Annotated in this window: 18 protein-coding genes; 13 read left to right on the forward strand and 5 right to left on the reverse strand. The window is 70.3% G+C overall.

The window, feature by feature from the left end:
* Positions 1-26 precede the first annotated feature (26 nt).
* From ACH4YP_RS35575 to ACH4YP_RS35590, 4 genes are all read left to right on the forward strand, one after another.
* A complete protein-coding gene (locus ACH4YP_RS35575; protein WP_361058244.1) occupies positions 27-770 on the forward strand; it encodes a DUF1963 domain-containing protein in 744 nt (247 codons plus the stop codon).
* A gap of 575 nt (positions 771-1,345) precedes the next feature.
* The gene (locus ACH4YP_RS35580) at positions 1,346-1,990 is read left to right on the forward strand and encodes a DUF6518 family protein (protein WP_361058246.1); all 645 of its coding nucleotides are present in this window, start codon (positions 1,346-1,348) and stop codon (positions 1,988-1,990) included.
* Positions 1,991-2,018: 28 nt separating this feature from the next.
* Positions 2,019-3,260, forward strand: a complete 1,242-nt coding sequence (locus tag ACH4YP_RS35585; RefSeq protein ID WP_398495015.1) for a sensor histidine kinase — start codon at positions 2,019-2,021, stop codon at positions 3,258-3,260.
* A complete protein-coding gene (locus tag ACH4YP_RS35590; RefSeq protein ID WP_361058250.1) occupies positions 3,257-3,949 on the forward strand; it encodes a response regulator transcription factor in 693 nt (230 codons plus the stop codon). The genes ACH4YP_RS35585 and ACH4YP_RS35590 overlap by 4 nt, the downstream gene beginning before the upstream one ends.
* Here the strand turns inward: ACH4YP_RS35590 and ACH4YP_RS35595 are convergent.
* The 3 genes from ACH4YP_RS35595 to ACH4YP_RS35605 form a co-directional block, all read right to left on the reverse strand.
* On the reverse strand, positions 3,858-5,474 hold the full coding sequence (locus tag ACH4YP_RS35595) for a hypothetical protein (RefSeq protein ID WP_398495017.1): 1,617 nt from the start codon (positions 5,472-5,474) through the stop codon (positions 3,858-3,860). The genes ACH4YP_RS35590 and ACH4YP_RS35595 overlap by 92 nt on opposite strands.
* A 176-nt stretch (positions 5,475-5,650) precedes the next feature.
* A complete protein-coding gene (locus ACH4YP_RS35600; RefSeq protein ID WP_398495019.1) occupies positions 5,651-6,172 on the reverse strand; it encodes a TnsA-like heteromeric transposase endonuclease subunit in 522 nt (173 codons plus the stop codon).
* Positions 6,173-6,416: 244 nt separating this feature from the next.
* Positions 6,417-7,994, reverse strand: coding sequence for a helix-turn-helix domain-containing protein (locus ACH4YP_RS35605; protein WP_398495021.1), 1,578 nt, complete (start codon positions 7,992-7,994; stop codon positions 6,417-6,419).
* 192 nt (positions 7,995-8,186) lie between these two features.
* On the opposite strand from ACH4YP_RS35605, the gene ACH4YP_RS35610 reads away from it, so the two are divergent.
* Both ACH4YP_RS35610 and pruA read left to right on the forward strand, forming a co-directional pair.
* On the forward strand, positions 8,187-9,113 hold the full coding sequence (locus ACH4YP_RS35610) for a proline dehydrogenase family protein (protein ID WP_398495022.1): 927 nt from the start codon (positions 8,187-8,189) through the stop codon (positions 9,111-9,113).
* 65 nt (positions 9,114-9,178) lie between these two features.
* A complete protein-coding gene (gene pruA / locus ACH4YP_RS35615; RefSeq protein ID WP_398495024.1) occupies positions 9,179-10,810 on the forward strand; it encodes an L-glutamate gamma-semialdehyde dehydrogenase in 1,632 nt (543 codons plus the stop codon).
* 210 nt (positions 10,811-11,020) lie between these two features.
* Here pruA and ACH4YP_RS35620 read toward each other — a convergent pair whose 3' ends face one another.
* A complete protein-coding gene (locus ACH4YP_RS35620; protein ID WP_398495026.1) occupies positions 11,021-12,943 on the reverse strand; it encodes a glycoside hydrolase family 97 catalytic domain-containing protein in 1,923 nt (640 codons plus the stop codon).
* A gap of 200 nt (positions 12,944-13,143) precedes the next feature.
* Between ACH4YP_RS35620 and ACH4YP_RS35625 the strand changes: the two genes are divergently transcribed.
* Positions 13,144-13,683 carry a GNAT family N-acetyltransferase gene (locus ACH4YP_RS35625; protein ID WP_361058260.1) on the forward strand — a complete coding sequence of 180 codons (540 nt, stop codon included), beginning with the start codon at positions 13,144-13,146 and terminating at the stop codon, positions 13,681-13,683.
* Between the two features lie 309 nt (positions 13,684-13,992).
* Positions 13,993-14,130: a hypothetical protein gene (locus ACH4YP_RS35630; RefSeq protein ID WP_361058262.1), complete on the forward strand. Its 138-nt coding sequence runs from the start codon at positions 13,993-13,995 to the stop codon at positions 14,128-14,130.
* A 58-nt stretch (positions 14,131-14,188) separates the two neighbouring features.
* On the opposite strand, the gene ACH4YP_RS35635 is transcribed toward ACH4YP_RS35630, so the two are convergent.
* Entirely contained in the window at positions 14,189-15,769 is a 1,581-nt protein-coding gene (locus ACH4YP_RS35635; RefSeq protein ID WP_398495028.1) for a purple acid phosphatase family protein, read from the reverse strand.
* Positions 15,770-15,922: 153 nt separating this feature from the next.
* On the opposite strand from ACH4YP_RS35635, the gene ACH4YP_RS35640 reads away from it, so the two are divergent.
* The 5 genes from ACH4YP_RS35640 (at position 15,923) to cimA (ending at position 22,480) form a co-directional block, all read left to right on the forward strand.
* Positions 15,923-16,966, forward strand: coding sequence for a 3-isopropylmalate dehydrogenase (locus ACH4YP_RS35640; RefSeq protein WP_398495029.1), 1,044 nt, complete (start codon positions 15,923-15,925; stop codon positions 16,964-16,966).
* Positions 16,967-17,221: 255 nt separating this feature from the next.
* Positions 17,222-18,328, forward strand: coding sequence for a branched-chain amino acid aminotransferase (locus tag ACH4YP_RS35645; RefSeq protein WP_398495031.1), 1,107 nt, complete (start codon positions 17,222-17,224; stop codon positions 18,326-18,328).
* A 235-nt stretch (positions 18,329-18,563) separates the two neighbouring features.
* Positions 18,564-19,058 carry a hypothetical protein gene (locus ACH4YP_RS35650; protein WP_398495032.1) on the forward strand — a complete coding sequence of 165 codons (495 nt, stop codon included), beginning with the start codon at positions 18,564-18,566 and terminating at the stop codon, positions 19,056-19,058.
* Between the two features lie 182 nt (positions 19,059-19,240).
* Positions 19,241-20,518, forward strand: a complete 1,278-nt coding sequence (locus tag ACH4YP_RS35655; RefSeq protein WP_398495033.1) for a TolB family protein — start codon at positions 19,241-19,243, stop codon at positions 20,516-20,518.
* 321 nt (positions 20,519-20,839) lie between these two features.
* Positions 20,840-22,480 (forward strand): citramalate synthase, encoded by a 1,641-nt coding sequence (gene cimA / locus ACH4YP_RS35660; protein WP_398495035.1) that lies wholly within the window; start codon positions 20,840-20,842, stop codon positions 22,478-22,480.
* The last annotated feature ends 600 nt before the right edge of the window (positions 22,481-23,080 follow it).

Consider the following 23,080-nt stretch of genomic DNA (forward strand, 5'->3'; position numbering starts at 1 on the left):
CAGACCGCTGTTGCAGACTGTCGGCCATGAACGCACTCGACGAATACCGCCTGGCGGCCCGCAAGCGGGGCGTGCCCGAGGACCTCCTCGACAGGGCGCTGCGACTCGCCCGCCCGCGCCTGGAGCTGCGGTCGATGGAGGGCTCCGACGAGCCGGTCGTCGGACAGTACGGAGGCCGTCCCCGGCTTCCCCCGGACGTCGAGTGGACCGGCTTCCCGGCATTCATCGCGTCGGTCGACTGTGCCGCTGTTCCGGTCGGCGAACTGGACATCCAGTTGCCGGAGGACGGGCACCTACTGTTCTTCGCCAACAACAGCGAGCCGAGCCACGTCCCCGGGCCCACGAAGGAAGGCCGGGTGGTGTACGTCCCGGCCGGAACGGCGACGACGGAACGGGTCCCCTCGGAAGAGGAGGCGTCCTACACGTTCGAGTCGTACCCCCTGCTAGGCCGGCTCGACCGGTTCATGCCGGACGACAACCACGACATCGCCGACAGGGAAACCGTGCGGCTCATCCACCCGTACCTGCTGGACCACTGGGAAGAGACCGCGAACGGCGAACTCACGCTCGGCGGATACTCGTCCGTGATCCATCACGACCCGGCACCCTGGCCCGTCACCGATGACGAGGCGTTCGTCATGCTGGCACGCGCGGATTTCACGTTCGTGGACACGCCTCTCAGTTGCGCCGCGTCCTGGCTGATCCGCCCCCGGGACCTGGCGGACCGAGACTTCGAAGACGTGCGGATCGATTTCCAGTCGTACATGTGACGCCACCGTTGTAGGGACCGCCGCTTCGTGAGCACGGACTCCTGCGGAATCGTCGAATTCCGCGCGTGGTGAGCACTGCTTGTGGCCGCGGACCATGAGCAGAACGTCTCGCTGGGATTCCTCCGCGGTCGCTCTGACTGGGCACTTGCCGACCTCCAAGACGTCGAAGCCTTCCTGGCCGGTCAGCCCAAGGACCGGCAGCGTCGACCGGTCGTGCTCGGACGGCAAGGCAGCCCCCGCCGGCGACGTCGAACAGATGGCTCTGGGCAGCCAGACCTCCGAGAACACCGTTCCCGGGGCGACGAGACCCTCGCCGAGGCAGGTGGGAGCACAGCATCGACGGCCGCTGCATCCACTGGCGAGCCCCGGGACAACGGCAAGATCCGCTACAGCTGCCACCTCGCAGAATCATCTCCTCATCTCCTCACCGCCTCCGCCTCAGGTACCGACTCCGCGTACCTGAGGCGGAGGCGGCGCAGGGAAGGGATCGGGACAGTGGAAGCCTCCTCAGCCGCACCATGTCTGACGTGCGGCGGGACGTCATTGCCGATCGCTGCAGAAGGGCTGGCCCCGACATGTTCGCCACGCAGAGGCGCGAGGTCGCACCGCTCTCGCCGGACCGTTTCGCGCTGAAAAGCGTCGCGGGATGTCTCGGCGCCGGACTCGCGCTGGGTGTCATGACGAACCTGGCGCAGGGCCGGCTGCCGGGCAGCTGGAATCAGATCGCCAACTCGGGGGCGGTCTGGTCGGCGGTCGCCTTCGTCGCCGGCGCCCTGCTGGCGGACCGGGGCGTGCGGGTGGCGGTGGCCGGAGGGCTGGCCGCGGAGGTGGGGCTGGTCACCGGCTACTACGGGTTCGCCGAATTCGGCCGTGACGGCATGGGCATGCTGACTCACGTGCTGGTGTGGCTGGTCATGGCGGTCGTGGCCGGACCGCTGTTCGGCGCCGCCGGGGCCTGGTGGCGGCGCGGCAGCCTCAACCGCCGTATCGTCGGGGGCGCCGCATTGGCCGGAGCGATCGGCACGGAGGCCGCCCACTACGCCTTCGTGCTGCACTACATGCCGCAGGCCTGGGTGTGTGCGGTGCTCATGGTGGCGCTGCCTCTGGCGATGGGGCGCGGCAACCGTGAGCGGGCGCTGACGCTGGCGGCAGCCGTGTCGCTGGCACTGTGCGCCTACGCGGTCGTCTACCAGGGTTTCCTCGGGTCGGTTCTGGGCTGACCGGCCCCGGAACGGGTGGAGAAACGGTTTGAGTGTCTCTTGGTTCCGGCGTGCTTGGGCTCCGGACGCGGCCGTCGGCCTCGCTGTCCTTCTCCTGGGGCTCCTGGAGGTGGCCTGGCGCGCTCCGTCCACGGCCGACGGCCGACAGCTCCTGCTGGTCGTGAGCGCCGCGACGGTGGTCGGCGGGAGCCGGCGCGCACCGGGTGCGGCGCTCGCGCTGGCCGCGCTGGTGAGCGTGGCCCAGGTGCTGGCCGCCGCCCCGTTCCTGCTCGTCCAGGTCGGCGAGGCGAGCGTGCTCTTCGGCTGTGCCCGGTGGGGGAACCGGGCGACGCTGTGGCTGAGTGGCCTGGCCGCCCCCCTCGCCGCCGGCCTGGTCCTGCTGCACGCCGCCGCGGGTGGCCCGCTGCCGATCACGGGGCCCCTCGACGGGCTGAGCGTCTGGCTCAGCCAATCCGGGGCGAACTGGGCGTACGTCGTGCTGGTCACCGCCGTGACGCTTCTGGGGCTGCCCTGGCTGGCCGGGCTGACGGTCCGCTTCGCGGAGCGCGCCCGAGCCGCGAAGCGGTCGCAGGAAGCCGCCGAGGCGGACACGGAACGCGCGCACGCCGAACGCTCCCAGGCCCAGGAGATCGCCGCGCTCCAGGAGGAGCAGGCCCGCCTGGCCAGGGATGTCCACGATGTCGTCGGCCACTCGCTGGCGGTGATCCTCGCGCAGGCCGAGTCGGCCCAGTACCTTCCCGACGACGAGGACGCATGGGACGACATGAAGAGGATCATGCAGAACATCGCGATATCGGCCCGTAGCTCCTTGCAGGACGTACGGCACGTGCTGACCGGCGCCCCGGCGGACGCCGGCGGACGGGCGGGGCGCCTGGACGACATCCTGACCGGGGTGCGCGCGGGCGGCCAGGAAGTCATCCACACCGAGCACGGCACCGAACGTCCCCTGGCGCCCGATGCGCGGAACGTGGCCCTGCGTGTGCTGCAGGAATCGCTCACCAACGCCGTCAAGCACGGCCGCAGAAGTGTTCCGGTCCGTCTGGACCGCCACTGGCCGCAGCGGCCCGGGGAGCACGAACTGCGCATCCAGGTGCGGAACGCGATCGCCGCCGAGCCGAAGTCCGTCGCGTCCGCCGGGCTGGGGCTGGCCGGCATGCGGCAGCGCCTCGCCTTGGTGGGCGGCAGGCTCGACATCCAGCGGGGAACCGGCGGCGAAGGCGAGGAATTCCAGGTCACAGCGTGGATTCCGGTACGGACGGAGTCCCGATGAACCGGCTCGACGACTCCACCCGCGACATCCGGGACGACATCCGGGTCCTGCTCGTCGACGACCAGCGGCTCTTCCGCGAGGGCGTGCAGGTGATGGTGCAGGCCCAGCCGGACATGACCGTCGTCGGCACCGCCGCCGACGGACACGAAGCGGTCAGCCTCGTCGACGAGCGCCGGCCCGACGTGGTCCTCATGGACATCCGCATGCCGGGCATGGACGGCGTCGAGGCCACCCGGCAGATCTTCCTGCCCTCCCCCACCACCGGCCTCGTCCGCCCGCTCCGGGTGGTGGTGCTGACCACGTTCAACCTCGACGACCGGGCCGCCACCGCCATCCGCCACGGCGCCAGCGGTTTCCTCCTCAAGGAAGCCACCCCGCAGCAGTTGTGCAACGCCATTCGCACCGTGCACGCGGGGCACGCGGTGCTCGCCCCCGCCGACCTCATCACCCTCATGGAACAGCAGGTCCGCGCCACGACCCCGGCACCGGTCGCCTTCGGCGCCCTGACGGACAAGGAGCGGGAGGTCTTCGTCGCCGTCGCCCAGGGTCTGAGCAACGCCGAGATCGCACGCAGCGTCTTCGCCGGAGAGTCGACGGTCAAGACCCACGTCGGATCCATCCTGCGCAAGCTCGGCTTGCGCGACCGGGTGCAGATCGTGGTGTTCGCCCACGAGCACGGCCTCGTCTGACGACCCGAACCGGCCCAGCTCCCTTCCGACCTTCCCACCTTCTGAACGGAGAGACGGTGTGGATCGAATGGATGGAGAGCATCCTGGACGACATCCGATGCGCTTCAGCCCGGGGACCTCCGGGACACACAGTCCGCGGTGGTGGCGACGGTGATAGATCTGAGTGATCCACTCGCGGATGACCGCTTCGAGTTCGTCGATGAAGAAGAACGCCTCGTCCTCGGCCTTCTCGCTGCGGCTGTGGACGTCCGAGCCCTTGTAGCCGGGCAGCCAACAGCCCCTGGTTGAGGGAGCGGAACCAGCGCTCGACCGGCTTGTCGGTCGGCGTCTTCGGCCGGGCAGGCTGCAGCGAGATGTCCAGCTTCGCGCAGACGCTCTGGATGCGGTTCGACAGGTAGACCTTGCCGTGGTCGAAGATGATCGTCTCAGCTGCGACCGTGGGCAACAGCGGCTGCCCGTCCCGGTCGACCAGCTTGTTCGCGTCGACCACGACGGCGGACGGCACGCCGCAATACGGCAGCAGCTCGCCCCCGTCTTCGGGCGCCTCGCGTGGACGGACCGTCTCGAACAACACCCCTGCCACGTCTGTCGACTTCGTGGACACCGGAGTCAGCCGCAGCCCGGTGATGCACCGGCTGTAGAGATCCATCGCGACGGTGAGTTCGCACCGCACCCACCGGCAGGTCACCGGCTCCATCGCGAACACGTCCAGACAGTTGGTGTCCAGCACCACGTACTCGCCAGGCCGCGGCGCCCGCAGCCTGCCGTAGGTCCCTTTCGGGGCATCCGCGATCGACCGCTTCCCCTTCGTGCTGCCCTCGAAGGCGTTCGTGCCCTTGGCCAGCGCCCGCAGCAGTTCGTAACCCGTCGTGCGGGCCGGGACCGGAACGGTCTCCCTCCCGTCCTCCTTGGTCAGACGCTCCTCGATCTCGGCCAGGATCAAGTTCCGCACCGGCCGGGACGACTTCTCGTGCTCTTCCAGTACTGACCGGGCCATCCCCAGCCAGCGATCGTCGGCCCGGTCCGGCACACTTGGCGCCGGGCGCTCACGAACCAGCCCAGCTGGGCCTGAGCGCTCGACCTGCCATACCCAGTTCCGGATCGTGCTTTCGGCGACACCGAGTTCCGTCGCCTTGGCCGCGTACCGGTGCATCCATGGCGTGCCGGGCGCGTAGTCGGGCCGTGGCTCGCCCGGAAGGGCCAGTTCCTCGCTGCCGAGTTGGTAACCGGTCCGGACTTCTTGAACATGACGGAACTTCCGCGTCAGTTCGTCATCGCTGCCGTCGTCGAGACCGCCCAGGATCGCCGCGGCCGTCGGCTCCTCCCGCGGCGCCGGGACCAGGATCTCGGTGGTGGGATGTGCCGGCAGCACGGAGATATCGAGCTGACGCCACCTCGGCATGCCGACGACCGCAGCCGTCGGCCGGAGAAGAATCCGGCGGCCTTCGATCTCGGCGACGGTGAACTGCTCGCCGTCGAAGCTGATCGGGAGTCCTGGTTGCAGCGGCGTCGTCCACCTGGTCACGCGCGCCTCCGCAACACCGATTCACCGGACAACGGCCGAGACAGATCCGTCGCCGGCCGCCCGGACCACAACAACGCCATCAGTGCCGGTCTTGCCTGTTCAGCGGGTCGACCCCCGGCCAACCGGCGTTCTGCCAGGGCCAGTTCCTCGCCGTCCACGACCTGCTGCCACGCCCGCTACACCGCGTTCTCGGGCACCACGCCGGGGCGCCTGTATCCGGCCAGGAACCGAATGTTCCTCCAGCAGCACACGATCGGCTCCGGACCAGATCTCGTAGCCCAGCCGTGTTGCTGAAACAGCTCACCCGGCCACGCCAGAGCTTCCGCGATCTTCGCATCCAACAGACGGTCCGCCGGTTTGACGTTGACCACCCGCACCGTCCCCGAGCGCATGGCCATCGGAAAGTCCGGCACATGGTGCCGCACCCGGTCACCGACCCGAGCCGTCAACCGGCACGGCTGAGCGAAGATCCCCCGCACCTCAGGATCAAAGTCCGCCAGCAGCAGCCGGGCCAACTCCAGACGGCTCTCATGGACCACGTGCCCGCCCGCCGTCACGGACGCATACTTCCCCGAGTAGTGGGCCATCCCGCGTACCGACCGGACATCCCGCCACGGCTTCGACCCCGAGAAGTCGGCCAACAGCAGCTGCCGCACCGGCACTTCACGCACCGACAGGTCCTCGTGCCGGATCGACACCGTGGGTACCTTGCGGGTACGCCGGGCGCCGCCCGCGCTCCGTACTGCCAGGCCGGGGACGCTACGGAGGACGGCTCACGCGCACTCAGAGAAGATCAGAAGAACCCCGACAAGGACCACTACTGAACGCAGTAGTGGTCAACGGGATCGTGAACGCAGTAGTTGTCAACGCGATCGCGGATTTGCTGATCCACTGCTGACGAACTGCCTTCGCTGCTAACGAAGTCGCGGATCCTGCATCCGTCTAGAGGCGCTGCGCCTTGAGCCCCATGTGCAGGAGCAGGCGGTCCTCGCCGTCGTCCAGGTCGAGGCCGGTGAGCTGTTCGACGCGGGAGAGGCGGTAGTAGAGGGTCTGGCGGTGGATGCCCAGTTCGGCGGCGGTGCGGCCGGCCTGGCCCGCGCAGTCGAGGAACACCTCGGCGGTGTGGGCCAGTTCGCGGTGGGCGGGGGCCAGGAGCGGGCGTACGGCGGGGTCGTGGGACGCGGTCGGCGGCATCGTCGTCAGCAGGCGGTACGGGCCGATGGACGACCAGTGCGCGACCGGGCCCAGCCGGGGCTCGGCCAGCGCCGCGCGGGCGGCGGCCGATGCCTCCTGCCAGGAGGTGCCGAGGTCGGCGAGACCGGAGCGGGGGACGGCGATCCCGGCCACGACCCGTCCGGGGCGGAGGCCGTGCGGTTCCGGGGCCTGTGCGGCTCCGACCGCTCGGGGGCGGCCGGGGGGCGACGTACGCGGGGCGCTCCGCGCCTGGTCCGACGGCTGGGCGGCCCGCCGGGACCCCTCCGCCTCCTGGACCACGCGCCCGGATGCCCCTGAAGCCTGGGCCGTCCGCCCGGATGTGCCTGTCTCGCGGTCTGCCCGCTCGGCTCCCCCTGTCCCCTCGGCCGCCCGCGCAGCCTCCGCCCCGCCCGTCCGGTCCGGCTGCTGGTCCGGCCCGGTGTCCCGGCCCCGGCCCTGGTTCGGGGGCTGGGCCGTGCCCCGGCCCTGGGTGCCGCCGGTCTGCCGGTGAGGCTCCGGGGGGCCGGGCTCGGACGTGGACGACTGAGGGCGCGCTGATGCCCGTACGCCCTCCGCCCTCTCCAGCAGGCGGGCCGCCGCCGTGGTCGCCGGAGTGAGGACCTCCGGGGAGCGGAGGCGGACCAGCAGGGCCAGGCTCTGGGCGGTGGGGCCCCAGGGGAGGGCGCAGACGGCGGTGGCGGACGGGATGGTGCGGACCGACGGCGCGTCGTCGGGGTGGGACGAGGGCCAGGGGGCCACGCAGACCATCGTGTGGAGGCCCTCGCCGCGGGCGCCGAGTTCCGTGTGGAGCTCGGCCAGTGCCATGTCACGCTGCCAGCCGCTCTCGGCGGTGAGGACCGCGCGCAGCTCACGGCTGAGGTCCGCGCCCGCCTGGGCCTCGTCCGCCAGGAGGGCGCCGATGCGCGGGGTGACCTCCATCGCCGCGGAGAGCTGCTGGTCGGTGGGCCCCGGATCGTCCGACAGCAGCCACACGTACCCGAGGACGACACCCCGATGGCGTACGGGGAGGCAGACGCGGCCCCGGTACACGCCCGCCTCCGGGGTCGGGGGGATACGGACCGGCGCCGTGGCGCGCGCGATGCCGAAGCCCTCGAACCAGGTGCGGACCGCCGAGGTCGAGCGGCGCGTGAGGATCGAGCGGGCGCGTACGGGGTCCAGCGCGGAGGCGTCCAGCTCGCCCTCGCTGTCGTACGCGCCGAAGGCGATCAGCTCGAAGTCGCGGTTCTCCAGCGTCGCGGGGGCGCCGAGGAGCTCCGAGATCTCGTCCACCAGCTCCTGGTATTCACCTTTGGGATCCGATGTCACCCGGGCATTCTCCATCATTTCCCCGCGCCTTCATACATCTGTCTGAGATCCAGGGCACGGATGCGTGACAGCTGTCGATGGCCGACGATCGGAGGGATCCTTAGGTTTCACGGTGGTTCTCCGTGTCGTACCGGAACGCCGCCGGGCGGCGGCGGGTACGGCCTTCCGCCGGCCTTGTTGTGGAGGTGCCCCGTGCTGGGTCCCGTGATTCTCGCCGCGTCGCGCAGCGACCGGATGCGTCGTCTGATCTCGGCGGCCCCGGTGACCAGGCCGGTCGTCGACCGCTTCATCCCCGGCGAGAGCGTCGACCAGGTCGTACCGATCATCCAGGACCTCACGGCCAAGGGCCTGGAGGTCACCATGGACGTGGTCGGCGAGGACATCACCACGCCCGAGCAGGCCACCCTCGCCCGTGACGCCTACCTGGAGCTGATCGACCGCCTCAAGCGGCTGGAGCTCGGGGAGCGCGCCGAGATGTCGGTCAAGCTGTCCCTCTTCGGGCAGGCACTCCTCGGCGGCCACGAGCTCGCCCTCGCCAACGTCCGCCCGGTCGTCGAGGCCGCCGCCGCCATCGGTACGACCGTCACGCTCGACGCCGAGGACCACACCACCCTCGACTCGATGTTCGCCATCCACGAGGAGCTGCGGAAGGACTTCCCGGAGACCGGCTGCGTCATCCAGGCCTACCTCTTCCGCACCGAGGCCGACGCCCGCCGCCTCGCCGAGGCCGGCAGCCGCGTACGGCTCGTGAAGGGCGCCTACAAGGAGCCCGCGGAGGTCGCGTACCAGCAGAAGGCCGAGACCGACAAGGCGTACGTCCGTGTCCTGCGCATCCTGATGGAGGGCACCGGGTACCCGATGATCGGGTCCCACGACCCGCGCCTCATCTCCATCGCCCAGGAGCTGGCCCGACGCGCCGGCCGCAAGCCCGACGAGTACGAGTTCCAGATGCTGTACGGGATCAGGAGCGACGAGCATCTGCGACTCGCCGCCGAGGGGCACCGGATGCGCGTCTACACCGCGTACGGCACCGACTGGTACGGCTACTTCATGCGGCGCCTCGCGGAGAAGCCGGCCAACCTCCTCTTCTTCGGCCGCTCGATCCTCACCAAGAGCTGAGAACCAGAACTGAGAACCAGGGCTTGAGCCCCGACAACACCGCTCACTAAGGAGTTACGGACACCATGGACGCCGTCACCCAGGTCCCCACCCCCGTCAACGAGCCGGTGCACGGCTATGCCCCCGGCTCTCCCGAGCGCGCCCGCCTGGAGGCCAAGCTCAAGGAACTCGCCGAGAACCCGGTCGACCTGCCGATGACCATCGGCGGCGAGAAGCGGATGGGCGGCGGCGACCGCTTCGACGTCGTGCAGCCGCACAACCACAAGGCCCGCCTCGGCACGTATGCGAACGCCACTCGGCAGGACGCCCAGGACGCGGTCGACGCGGCCCTCGCCGCCGCGCCGGCCTGGCGCGCGATGTCCTTCGACGACCGCGCCGCGATCATCCTGCGCGCCGCCGAGCTGCTGGCGGGCCCGTGGCGCGAGACGCTCGCCGCCTCGACGATGCTCGGCCAGTCGAAGACCGCCCAGCAGGCCGAGATCGACTGTCCCTGCGAGCTGGTCGACTTCTGGCGCTTCAACGTCAAGTACGCCCGTGACCTGCTCGCCGAGCAGCCGCCGGCCAACTCGCCGGGCGTCTGGAACCGCCTCGACCACCGCCCGCTCGAAGGCTTCGTCTACGCGATCACGCCCTTCAACTTCACGGCGATCGCGGGCAACCTGCCGACCGCGCCCGCGCTGATGGGCAACGTGGTGGTGTGGAAGCCGTCGCCGACGCAGACCCACGCGGCCGTCCTGCTCATGCAGCTGCTGGAGGAGGCCGGTCTGCCCAAGGGCGTCATCAACCTCGTCACCGGTGACGGCATCGAGGTCTCCGGGGTCGCCCTGGAGCACCGCGACCTCGCCGGCGTGCACTTCACCGGCTCGACCAAGACCTTCCAGTACCTGTGGAAGACGGTCGGCAACAACATCGAGAAGTACCGCACGTACCCCCGCATGGTCGGCGAGACCGGCGGCAAGGACTTCGTCGTCGCGCACCCGAGCGCAGACCGTGCCGTCCTGAAGACGGCCCTGACCCGCGGCTCCTTCGAGTACCAGGGCCAGAAGTGCTCGGCCTCCTCGCGTGCCTACGTCCCGGCCTCCATCTGGAACTCCGGCTTCAAGGAGGAGTTCGCGGCCGAGATCGACGGCATCACCATGGGTGACGTCACCGATCTGTCGAACTTCATCGGCGCCGTCATCGACGAGCGTTCCTTCGCCAAGAACAAGGCGGCGATCGACCGGGCGCACGCCGACCCGTCCTGCACGGTCGTCGCGGGCGGCACCTACGACGACTCCGTCGGCTACTTCGTCCGCCCGACGGTCGTCGAGTGCACGGACCCGGCGAACGAGGTCTTCACGACGGAGTACTTCGGCCCGTTCCTCGCGGTGCATGTCTACGAGGACGATCAGTACGACGAGATGCTGGCGCAGATGGAGTCGGTGTCCGACTACGCGCTCACCGGCTCGGTCATCGCGGGCGACCGCGCGGCCGCCGCGTACACGATGGAGAAGCTCCGCTACGCCGCGGGCAACTTCTACATCAACGACAAGTCGACCGGCGCCGTCGTCGGCCAGCAGCCCTTCGGCGGCGGTCGCGCGTCGGGTACGAACGACAAGGCGGGCGCCCCGCAGAACCTGATGCGCTGGACGCTGACGCGGGCCATCAAGGAGACGCTGGTCGCGCCGACCGACTACCCGTACCCGCACATGGGCTGAACCGGCCGCTCGTACCAGTACCGGCACATGGGCTCAACCGGCTACCCGTACCGGCACATGGACTGAGGCGTCCCCGCACCCGGGCCGACGTCTCACTGACCGCCCCCGCCCCGGAAGCATCCCCTCCGGGCCGGGGGCGGCGTGCGTTGCGCCGACGTACCGTGGCCCCGCCTCCGTGCGGAGGCGGGGCCACGGCAGGGACGTGCGGTGTCAGCGGTCGCAGCTCGTCCGGCCCGGGTACCAGTGGCAGGCCAGCGCGGCGAAGCCGCCGTCCGCCACTACGGGCACGGTGAGCGTGGTGCCGCCGCGGACGACGTGCGGTTCGCGGACCAGGCCCGACGGGCCGTCGGTCACGGTCTCGACGAGCCACTTGCCCGTGCCCAGACGCATGGGTACGTCCACGCTGTGGGCCGCCCCCGCGAACGTGCCGCCGATGAACCAGCGGCCGTCGGACGCACGGCGGGCCAGGACCGCGGAGCGGCCGGGATCGCCGGTCAGCAGCCTGGTCTCCTCCCAGCCGCTGGGCAGTTGCTCCAGGTAGCGGCGGGCCTCAGGGCGGGCCTCGTACGACTCAGGGGTGCCGGCGAGGTTCTGGATGCCGGACTCGTAGAGGACGGTCAGGCCCAACTCGCCCGCGTCCGAGCCGACGTTGGGGCGGAAGGGGCGGTGGAAGGCGCCCGGGGTGAAGTCCATGGAGCCGATGGCGTTGCGGGTGAAGGGGAGCGCGGCCAGCTGCTCGGAGGTGTTGTTGCGCTTCTCCTCGCCGCCGACGCCCTCCATCGTCATCACATGCGGCCAGGTGCGCTGGATGCCCTTGGGGATCGTGGAGCCATGGAAGTTGACCATCAGGTGGTGCTTCGCGGTGGCCGCGAGGATGTCGTCGTACCAGGCCATCCGCTCCTGGGACTCCGAATCCATGAAGTCGATCTTCACGCCCTTGACGCCCCAACGCTCCAGCGTGGACAGCCACTTCTCCCGTTCGACGGGGTCGACGAGGAGCGAGTAGTGGAGCCAGACCTGGATCTCGACGCCGCGTTCCTTGCCGTAACGCACCAGCTCCGGCATCCAGTTGTTCGTCTGCCAGTCGGGGTCGATGACGTCCCACTCGCCGGGCTTGTAGTACCAGCCCGCGTCGACGACCTCGTACGGCCAGTTCCGCTCGGCCGCGTAGTCGACGTACTTCTTCTGCGCCGCCAGGCTCTGCCCGGCCTCCTTGCCGCCGGCGAGCCAGGTCCACAGGGCCGGGCCCGGCTTGATCCAAGAGGTGTCGCGGACGCGGGACTTGGGGGCGAGGTCGTCGGTGAACGTCGACTCGGTGACCGTCGACAGATCGCCGGTGACCACCGCGCGCCAGGGTGTGGTGAGCTTGCCGGACACCTGGATCGGCTCGTCGTTCCACGGGCTCACGCCGAACGTGGACGAGCCTGCCGCGTGCGTGAGGTGGGAGCCGGCGTAGCTGCCGGTCAGGTCCGACTCGGCGACCAGCGCGTAGCCGCCGTCCGTCTTGAAGAGGGCCTGCATCGAGTACGTGCCCGCCGGTACCGCGGCCGCCGACTGGTAGCGGGAGAAGGGGAGTTCGTTGTCCTTGCGGTAGGCGCTGATGACGGGCTCGGCGGTGGCCGGGAAGGTGAAGGCGGAGGCCTCGCGTACGACGTCGCCGTGATCGTCCGGCAGGACGTAGCGGTACGCGACGCCGTCAGCGGCGACACGGGTCAGCAGGTCGATACGCGCGCCGTCCGCCGTACGGAAGCGGAAGCGGGACTCGGTCATACGGACAACCCGCTTGTGCGACTTGCCCGTTGAGGCGGTGTAGCGCTCCGAGACCGTGCGGTCGGAGCGGCCGGTGAAGGTCAAGTCCCGGGAGAAGTCGGCCTGTTCGGTGACAAGGCCGACGGGGGACGGTTCGAGGACCGTACGGCCGGCGCGTCTGACCGCCAGGGCCGGGCTGCCGTCGGCCGGGTCGAGGGAGACCACGGCCGTGGGGGAGCCGTGCGGACCGCGCACCTCCCAGGACGTGGGGCGCGCGGACGCGGCGGGGCCTTCGGCGCGGGCCGGAAGCGTCGCCGCGGTGGTGGCGAGGAGTGCGGAACAAAGCGTCAACACGATGGTGCGGGCCCGGGGTTGGACCGCCATGTGGAACCCCTCCTGTCACAGTCATCCGATGACTGGTCGATAAATGTGAGAGTGGAGGGGGTATTGGGGCGTGTCAAGGAATCTGACAGCATCAGACATCGGATTGCTGATGTGTCGTTCAGTAAGAGAGGGACTACCCGGAACGGCCCGAGACTCACTCCGGGAGACTTCTGAGGCGACGGCCGTCCGATACTGGCGCGATGGCCATCCGACTGCGCACCGCCCACACGGCGGACCTCGCCCCCGTCGAACTCCGCGCCGCCCGCACCTTCCTGGACGACGCGTTCCAGGGGGACTTCTCCGACGAGGACTGGGACCACGGGCTCGGCGGGGTGCACGCCCTCGTGCACGACGGGGCCGGACTCGCCGCCCACGGCTCGGTGGTCATGCGCAGGGTGCTGCACCGGGGCCGTTCCCTGCGCACGGGGTACGTCGAGGCGGTCGCCGTCCGCGCGGACCTACGCCGGACCGGCCTCGGCGGGCAGATCATGGCCGCGCTGGAAGGGGTCGTCGACCGCGCGTACGCCCTCGGCGCGCTCTCCGCGAGCGAGGCGGGCGCCGCCCTCTACACCGCCCGCGGCTGGCAGGTCTGGCCGGGCCGGATCTCCGTCCTCGGCCCGGACGGCGTCGTGCGCCTCCCCGACGAGGAGGGCACCACCTTCGTCCGCCCCGCCTCGTCCGGCCCCCTCGACCCGTCCCACGAACTGACCTTCGACTGGCGCGACGGCGATGTTCTCTAGCTGCCTCCGGTGATGCCCTCCAGTGATGCCCCTCCAGAGAGGCAAATACGGAAAGTGCAGGTCAGTGCGGTGTGACCCGATCCGCCGTCTCAGATAGTAGGAAGTCCGACTAACTGTAGAGACAGATGCGCGGTCCTCACCTAGCTTTGTAGGAGCCGAACGTCTCGCTCGACCAAGCGAATGGCGGTCGTGAGCCGGAGCCCCTGGCAGGCAACCCCTGCGGCCCCGCGCTCCCCGCCCCATCCGGCGTCTCGTAATCCCTCATCGCACTTCCGGCGGCCGCTGCCGGAGGCAAGGAGTCGATTCATCATGGCCGAGACGACCGCCCGCCGAGTCCGTCACGTCTCCCGTTCGAGCGAGTCCGACCGCAAGAACGCCGCAGCCGCGCTCCAGCGCGCCCTCGACCGCAGGGACAACGGCGGCTCGACCGGGCACACCGAGCACTGAGGCCCGAGCGCACCGGGCACTGAGCGCCGGGCGCACCGGGGGCTGAGCCCGGCCGGCCCTACTTCCGGCCCCGTCGCACCTCGAAGTGGTCGATGCGCTCGCCGCTCTGCGCCAGCGCCGACACCTTGAGCTTCGGGGCCGCTCCCGCCTCCGCCTCCACGGAGAGGAAGGAGTAGCCGGTGTACCGCACCCTCGACCACTCCACGGTGTCGGGGTTCTGGTCCTTCGACTTCGTCCAGTGGTACGTCTCCACGGACTCGCGGTCGGCGATCTTCCCCTCGTAGCTGTCCTTCACCCCGGCGGGGAAGTGGTAGAGGCTCTTGCCCGCCCCGCCCGCCGTGACGTACACGATCCCGTCCCGCGTCGGATCGGTCGACGCGCCGACGGGCACCCGCCTGCCCACCTTGCCGCCCTTGATGGCGTCGGTCCGCTCGTACACGTGGTTGTGCCCGTTGATCACCAGGTCCACCTGGTGCTTGGTGAACAGCGGCAGCCAGGCGTCGCGCACGCCGCCGTCCGAGGCGTGGGTCGACGTCGAGTACGTGCAGTGGTGGAAGAAGACCACGATGAAGTCGACCTGCTTTCGCAGCTCTCCGAGCCGCCCGTCGAGCCAGGCGGTCTGCTTGCCGTCCGAGTAGCCCTTGTTGGCGGGGATCTCGTACGACACGTCGTTCGCGTCCAGCGCCACGACCCCGACGTTGCCGTACGTGAACGAGTAGACGCCCGGGGAGTTCTTCGCGTCGAAGCCGTTGTCCGGGAGGGTCCAGCGCGCGGACTGCCCGCCGTACCCGTTCGGCGAGTACCACGCCTCCATGTCGTGGTTGCCGGTCGTCACCATCCACGGGACGGACTTCGCCACCGGTTCGGTCTGCTTGAGGAACAGGTCCCAGGTGGTGGGCGCGTAGTAGTCCGACTTCTCGCCGTGGCCCGTGTCGTCGGCGTAGCAGATGTCCCCCGCGTGCAGATGGAAGGACGGCTGCCGGCCGAGGATCAGCCGGTCGTTGGCGAGCGCGTCCGGGGTGACGCCCTGGTCGCCGAACGCGGTGAACACGAACGTCTCGGGGCGGGCGGGCGCCGTGGTGAACGAGCCGACCGTGGAATGCCGTTCCTTGGACGCCGGGTCGAAGCCCTCGTGGCCGACGCCGTAGTAGTACGTCGTGCCGGGGCGCAGGCCGTCGAGCGCCGTGTGCAGGTAGTACTGCTCCACCGCGAGCCGCTGCCCCTCCACCTCAGGGGTGTGCAGGTCGCGGACCTCGGCCTCGATCTTCCGGCTCAGCTCCCACGGCTTCAGCCCCACACGCACGTACGGCTTCCTCACCGGGAGCGGCACCTGCCACGAGATCCGCATCTGGGTCTTCGGGTCCGCGCCGAAGGCGAGGTGGCGGCCGAAGGGGGTGACGACCGAGCCGCTCACTTGTGGGCCGGGCGTGGACGTGGCGGACAGGGGCGAGGCCGTCCGGCCCGCCGTGTCCGTACCGGAGCCCGAGCCCGAACAGCCGGTCAGCAGCCCGCCGGCCACCGCGCCCGCGGTCACCAGGGCGCGGCGCCGCGAGTACTTCGTCCGCAGGTACTCGTACTGCTCCGCCATGCTCATCCGGCGTGCGAGCTGCGGAGGGATGCCGACGTCGGGAGTGTCCATGGTGAGGAACTTCCCAGCGTGCCCCAACAACCGGCGTACATACGGGTGAACGGGAGCCGACAGATTGATGCGCGGCCACCAGGTGGTCGCCCGGTGGTGTCCGTATCGCGGACGCCCCATGTCATCCCGTGGGACGAGGAGTAGGGTGCCGACATGTCTCGCAGCATCAATCTCGCAGTGATCCCCGGTGACGGCATCGGCCAGGAAGTCGTGGCCCAAGGCCTGAAGGTCCTCTCCGCCGTCCTCCCGCAGGATGTGAAGCTGGAGACCAAGGAGTTCGACTTCGGCGCCAAGCGCTACCACGCGACCGGTGAGACCCTCACCGAGGCCGACCTGGACGCCCTGAAGAAGCACGACGCCATCCTGCTCGGCGCGATCGGTGACCCGAGCGTGCCGTCCGGTGTGCTGGAGCGCGGCTTCCTGCTCAAGCTCCGCTTCGCCTTCGACCATCACGTCAACCTGCGCCCGTCGAAGCTCCTTCCGGGTGTCGCCACCCCGCTCGCCGGCCAGCCGGAGATCGACTTCGTCGTGGTCCGCGAGGGCACCGAGGGCCCGTACACGGGCAACGGCGGCACCATCCGCAAGGGCACCGAGCACGAGGTCGCCACCGAGGTCTCCGTGAACACGGCCTTCGGTGTGGAGCGCGTCGTCCGTGACGCCTTCGCCCGCGCCCAGGCCCGCCCGCGCAAGAAGCTCACGCTGGTCCACAAGAACAACGTGCTGACCTTCGCGGGTCACCTGTGGACGAACGTCTTCAACAAGGTGGCCGAGGAGTTCCCCGAGGTCACCACGGACTACATCCACGTGGACGCCGCGACGATCTACCTCGTCACGGACCCCGCCCGCTTCGACGTGATCGTCACCGACAACCTCTTCGGCGACATCATCACCGACCTCGCGGCGGCCGTCTCCGGAGGCATCGGCGTCGCCGCGAGCGGGAACATCAACCCGTCCGGCGAGTTCCCGTCGATGTTCGAGCCCGTGCACGGCTCGGCGCCCGACATCGCCGGCCAGGGCAAGGCCGACCCCAGCGCCACCGTCCTGTCCGTCGCCCTCCTGCTGCGTCACCTCGGTCACGAGTCCGAGGCCGCCCGCATCGAGGACGCCGTCTCCGCCGACCTCGCGGAGCGCGTCGGCAAGCCCGCCCGCAGCACCGAGGAAATCGGCGACGCCCTCGCCGTACGAGTAGCCGGCTGACCCCGCCGCGCCACTCGAAACTCTCGAAGCCGCCGGGTCTCTCAAGCACCCGGCGGCTTTGCTATGTCCCCGCCGGGTGTCACCATCATCCTCTGGGTCGCATTCACGCCCTTTTCGTCCATGGCCCCGCCGGCGCGACAATCGAACGCGGAGCCGCGGAATGAGGGAATGCTCGGACGTCCTGACACCGGCCACTGGCAGGTACGGGCGTGAGCGCGGCCCGTCACACACGAAACCGGTGAAGGACAACCACTCATGACGACGCCCACGATCGAGCTCAAGCCCTCGGCCTCGCCACTTTCCGGCGCGGAGCGCGAGGCCATCCTCGCCAACCCCGGGTTCGGCCGCCACTTCACCGACCACATGGTGACGATCAAGTGGACCGAGGGCCGCGGCTGGCACGACGGCCAGCTCACGCCGTACGGACCGCTCTCCCTGGACCCGGCGACCAACGTCCTGCACTACGCGCAGGAGATCTTCGAGGGCCTGAAGGCCTACCGGCAGCCCGACGGCTCCGTCGCCACCTTCCGCCCGGACCGCAACGCCCTGCGCTTCCAGTCCTCCGCCCGTCGCCTGGCCATGCCCGAGCTGCCCGTCGAGACGTTCATCGAGGCATGTGACGCGCTGGTCCAGCAGGACAAGGCATGGGTGCCCGCGCACGGTGGCGAGGAGTCGCTCTACCTGCGCCCGTTCATGATCGCGAGCGAGGTCGGCCTGGGCGTGAAGCCCGCCAACGAGTACCTCTTCCTGGTCATCGCGTCCCCCGCCGGCGCTTACTTCCCGGGCGGCGTGAAGCCCGTCTCGATCTGGCTCTCCGAGGACCGTGTGCGCGCCGTCCCCGGCGGCATGGGCGACGCCAAGACCGGCGGCAACTACGCCGCCTCCCTGCTCGCCCAGGCCGAGGCCGCCTCGAAGGGCTGCGACCAGGTCTGCTACCTCGACGCCGTCGAGCACAAGTGGGTCGAGGAACTGGGCGGCATGAACCTGTACTTCGTGTACGGCGCTGCGTCCAATTCAAAGCCGGTGATCGTCACGCCCACGCTGACGGGCTCCATCCTGGAGGGCGTCACCCGCGACTCGCTCCTCTCGGTCGCCCGTGACCTCGGCTACGAGTCCGAGGAGGCCCGCGTCTCCATCGACCAGTGGCAGCGCGACGCCGAGAACGGCACCCTGACCGAGGTCTTCGCCTGCGGCACGGCGGCCGTCATCACCCCCGTCGGCACGGTCAAGCGCTCCTCCGCCGAGTGGCAGCAGTCCGGCGGCGAGCCCGGCGAGGTCACCATCAAGCTCCGCCAGGCCCTCCTCGACATCCAGCGGGGCGTGACGAAGGACCAGCACGGCTGGATGCACAACCTGGGCTGAGGCTCCGGCCCCGCTGGCGCCCGGGTGCAGCGGTCACGTTGTGCCCGGGCGCCAGCGGTCGCGTTGCGTGCCGGGCCCAGCGGTTACGTTGCATGAGGGGCGCCCCCCCTGTGTCGGGGGGCGCCTTCTGTGTTCGCGGTCGACGCACGGGCGATCTTCGCGGGCGGCGGCGTCCACCGCATCCACCACGACTCCTTCGGAACGCTCAGGTAGAACGCTCAGGTAGAACGTACGGGTGAACGTACTGCTCTGTGCCGCCTGCGGGCGCCGGCTGACCGAGCCCGTCCGGCAGCTCGACGAGATGCCCGAGTACCCCGGCTGGGACGGCAAGCCCGACGCGGAGGGACGGCGGCACGGTCCGGCGAGCGTCCCGCGCGGCACGTATGTGGTCGATCCGCAGCCGTTCGGGGCGCCCTTCGAACCGTACGAGGGAGACGAGGACGCGTACGACGGGATCGTGCCCGGCGGGATGTGGATGTCCGACGAGCGAGGCTCGCTCGTGTCCGCCGGGCCGCGCGGCACCTACGTCCTGCACCCGCTCGACGTCGTCGAGCTGGACCTCCACCCCGACATGTCCCGCTTGCGCGGCTGCTGCGGCGCGAGCCCCTACGAGGGCGTCAACCGCGTCTGCTCCTGCGGCGCCGAGATCGCTGTCGTGGCCGGTGACTGCTCGGGCGGCTACGAGACCCGGCTCGTCCCGGACGCCGTCCGTGTGGAGGCCGTCGCGTGACCACGTACGGGAGTTCTGGACGAGCCGTCGGCGCGCTCGGACACCTGAGTACCGGTCCAGGTTGTACTCAATTCGGCTGATTGACCCCGTGTCGGTGGTGAGCTTGTATCCCTGTGGGCCCCTGGCGCAGGGCCGGGGGAGATGCGACCAACGGGAAGACCGAAGTGAAAAACGGGGGAACCATGACCAACGCAAGGAGACTCGCGCTCTGTGCCGCCCTGGCCGCCGCACTGACCGGCGCGGCACTGCCGGCCACCGCGTCCGCCGCACAGGCCGCACCGGCCGCTCCGGGTACCGAGAAGGTCAGCGTGGCGCCCGACGGCGCCGACGGCGACCACGGGTCGGGCGTCAGCGGCCTGAGCGCGAACGGCCGTTACGTGGCCTTCCGCTCGCAGGCCGCCAACCTCGTGGCCGGCGACACCAACGGCACGACCGACGCCTTCGTACGCGACCTCGGGACCGGCGTCACCAGCAGGGTCAGCACCGCCGCCGACGGAAGTCAGGGCGACGGGGACGTCGAGGACGTCTCGCTGAGCGCCGACGGCCGCCATGTGGCGTTCAGTTCGACCGCGACCAACCTGGTGCCCGGAGACACCGGTGGCCGCTCGCACGTCTATGTGAAGGACCTCCGCACCGGTGCCGTCGAGCGTCTCGACGACGAGCAGGCGCCCGGCTACGACACCGGGCGTCAGCCCGCGATCAGCGCGGACGGCCGCTATGTCGCCTTCGCCGCGAGCCGTTCGGAGGGCTCCTCGGATCACGACCAGCACGCCCGGGTCTATCGCGTCGACCGCAGGACCGGCACCGCGGTCCGGGTCAGCCAGGCACCCGATCCCGGGCGGTGGCGATCGGTCACCAACCTGTCGATCAGCGCGGACGGCACTCGCGTCGGCTACCAGTTCTTCGTCCCGTTCCCGACGAGCGGGGACTGGAGCGACGTCTACGTCCGTGACGTACCCGGCGGCGAGCTGTGGCAGGCGGACAAGGCGCCGGACGGAGCCGTCCCGGACGCCCAGTCCGAGTACCCGACCGTCAGCGCCGACGGCCGTTACGTTCTCTTCCGCTCGCTCGACTCCAAGCTCACCCCGGGCGACACCAACAACGGCCAGAACATGTTCATCCGCGATCTGGAGACCGGATCGATCCGCCGGATCGACGCCGCCGACCCGGCCGCGTCCACCGTGTCCGGCGCGCTGAGCGCCGACAACCGCCACCTCGTCTTCGGCTCGGTCGACCCGGGGGACCCCAACCACACACAGCGTGTGTACGTACGTGACCTGCGCACCGGTGCCACCAGGCTCGCCAGCGTCGACACCGCCGGGGGCGCGAACGACGAGTCCGCGACCGGTCCGGTGATCGACGCGCGGGGCCGGAGCGTCGCCTTCGACTCCTACTCGGCCGACCTGGTGCCGGGCGACACCTGGGACAGTCGGCACGTGTTCGTCCGCCACCTGCGGTGATCGACGCCCGGCACCCGCGGTGATCAGCACAGTGCTCGCATCCTGAGACGGACCGTGAGCACGGGGGCGGTCTGTGCCAGACTGCCTCCGTGCTCTCGTTCGCCACGATTATTGGCAGCAGGCGCGCCGGTCCGCAGTGACCGCACCGTACGACCACGTACGGGCGGCCACCGTCGTCCAGACCCGCGCGCAGACCTCTCGCACCCGCGAGAGGTTTTTCTGTTTCCTGGCCCACCTTCAGCCGGAACCGGAGCGCGAGAGACCATGGACGGTGGAGCCGGTCATTCCGGTAGACCGAATCCGATACAGGAGCCTCAAGAGATGACGGACGCAACCGACGAGAATCGCGACTCCTCCCGTCGCGGCCCCTCCCGAGTCGACGACACCTTCCACGTCTTCGACACGACGCTGCGCGACGGTGCGCAGCGAGAGGGCATCAACCTCACCGTCGCGGACAAGCTGGCCATCGCACGGCACCTGGACGACTTCGGCGTGGGCTTCATCGAGGGCGGCTGGCCGGGGGCCAACCCGCGCGACACCGAGTTCTTCGCCCGCGCCCAGCAGGAGATCGACTTCAGGCACGCCCAGCTCGTGGCCTTCGGCGCCACCCGCCGGGCGGGCGGCAAGGCGAGCGAGGACCCGCAGGTCAGGGCACTCGTCGAGTCCGGCGCTCCCGTCGTCACGCTCGTCGCCAAGTCCCACGACCGGCATGTCGAACTGGCGCTGCGCACCACCCTCGAAGAGAACCTGGAGATGGTCCGCGACACCGTCTCCTACCTCCGCTCCCAGGACCGGCGCGTCTTCGTCGACTGCGAGCACTTCTTCGACGGCTACCGCGCGAACCCGCAGTACGCGAAGGCCGTCGTCCGGGCCGCCGCGGAGGCCGGCGCCGACGTGGTCGTGCTGTGCGACACCAACGGCGGCATGCTGCCCGCCCAGGTCCAGGCCGTCGTCGCCACCGTCCTCGCCGACACCGGCGCACGCCTGGGCATCCACGCCCAGGACGACACCGGCTGCGCCGTCGCCAACACCCTCGCCGCCGTCGACGCGGGCGCGACCCACGTCCAGTGCACGGCCAACGGCTACGGCGAGCGCGTCGGCAACTCCAACCTCTTCCCGGTCGTCGCCGCCCTGGAGCTCAAGTACGGCAAGACGGTCCTCCCCGATGGCGCGCTGTCCGAGATGACCCGCATCTCGCACGCGATCGCCGAGGTCGTGAACCTGACCCCGTCCACGCACCAGCCGTACGTAGGTGTCTCGGCCTTCGCCCACAAGGCGGGCCTGCACGCCTCGGCCATCAAGGTCGACCCGGACCTGTACCAGCACATCGACCCCGAGCAGGTCGGCAACACCATGCGGATGCTGGTCTCCGACATGGCCGGCCGCGCCTCCATCGAGCTCAAGGGCAAGGAGCTCGGCGTCGACCTGGGCGACGACCGCGAGCTGGTCGGCCGGGTCGTCGACCGGGTCAAGGAGCGCGAACTCCAGGGCTACACGTACGAGGCCGCGGACGCCTCCTTCGAGCTGCTCCTGCGGGAGGAGGCCGAGGGGAAGGCCCGCAAGTACTTCGAGGTCGAGTCCTGGCGTGCCATCGTCGAGGACCGCCCCGACGGCAGCCACGCCAACGAGGCCACGGTCAAGCTGTTCGCCAAGGGCGAGCGCATCGTCGCCACGGCCGAGGGCAACGGCCCGGTCAACGCCCTCGACCGCTCCCTGCGCGTGGCCCTGGAGAAGATCTACCCCCAGCTCGCCAAGCTGGAGCTCGTCGACTACAAGGTCCGCATCCTGGAGGGCAAGCACGGCACCCAGTCCACGACCCGCGTCCTCATCTCCACCTCCGACGGCACGGGCGAGTGGTCGACGGTGGGCGTCGCCGAGAACGTGATCGCGGCGTCGTGGCAGGCCCTGGAGGACGCGTACACGTACGGGCTGCTGCGCGCCGGGGTGGAGCCGGCCGAGTAGCCGAGGCGGAGTCGGCGGAGCAACCGAGCGGCCGTCACGCGTACGCCCCGAGGGGCCCCGTGGCTGTCACGCTTCCGCGTTCGCGAACGGGCGGGGCAGCCACAGACCCCTGGTGTCGGCGGGCGGCGGACTCTCCCGCACGTGGGCGACGAGCGCCGCGAGGCCGGGGGCGAGATCCCGACCGGCTCCCGCTCGTGGACGAACGCCGCGTCGATCTCACCGGCGGCGAGCGCACGCACCGCGGCGTCCAGACCGTTCAGCATCACGGTCTTCAGCGGGATGTCCGGGTGCGTCCGGTGGAAGCTGAAGGAGATCCTCTTGGCCCATCCCGGACCGTCCGAGGTACGTCTGCGGGTGCGCGGCAGGACCCGGACCACGGTCTTACCGACTCGGGCACGGGGTCGACCCGCGACCGGAGTTCTGGGCCGACCTCAAGGCGGCGGTCGTGGTGACCCGGCCGGCCCGCGAGTCAGGTGGCGCGACGGGCGGCCCCGCGTAGGGCGCCGACGACGGTCAGACCTGCGGTGGTTCCGGAGGTGGGGGATGGGGGCGTGCGAGGCGTGAGTAAATGACGGCTTCGGGCGAGCGTCGAGGGGGTGC

It is taken from the genome of Streptomyces sp. NPDC020747, from assembly GCF_044334695.1.
In the GTDB taxonomy this organism is placed as follows: domain Bacteria; phylum Actinomycetota; class Actinomycetes; order Streptomycetales; family Streptomycetaceae; genus Streptomyces.